We start from the raw sequence: 486 nt of genomic DNA on the forward strand, positions 1-486 counted from the left end.
CACATTGTTCTTGGAATCAGTAAATGTCCAAGTAATGGTTGTTGTACCAACAGGCCATGGGGCGTTTAAGCTTTCGTTATCACTTCTGGTACCAACAGCGGAAATGTTTCCTTCGCAATTATCAACAGCAACAGGAACCGTTACGTCGGTACCGTTAGTACATACTGCACTAGAATCGGAGTTCAAGTCAATTTGCGCTAAAGAGTTACAATCAAACACAGGTGCTTGGTTATCTGTAACCACCACATCTTGGGTACAAGAAGCCACATTGTTCTTGGAATCAGTAAATGTCCAAGTAATGGTTGTTGTACCAACAGGCCATGGGGCGTTTAAGCTTTCGTTATCACTTCTGGTACCAACAGCGGAAATGTTTCCTTCGCAATTATCAACAGCAACAGGAACCGTTACGTCGGTACCGTTAGTACATACTGCACTAGAATCGGAGTTCAAGTCAATTTGCGCTAAAGAGTTACAATCAAACACAGG

General features: G+C 43.0%; 1 protein-coding gene. It reads right to left on the bottom strand.

From position 1 onward, the window contains the following. A partial coding sequence (locus tag ACGK9U_RS16145) for an HYR domain-containing protein (protein ID WP_394467592.1) occupies nt 1-486 on the bottom strand: 486 nt, incomplete at both ends.

Origin of the sequence: Mariniflexile sp. HNIBRBA6329 (genome assembly GCF_043558645.1) — a bacterium.
In the GTDB taxonomy this organism is placed as follows: Bacteria; Bacteroidota; Bacteroidia; order Flavobacteriales; family Flavobacteriaceae; genus Mariniflexile.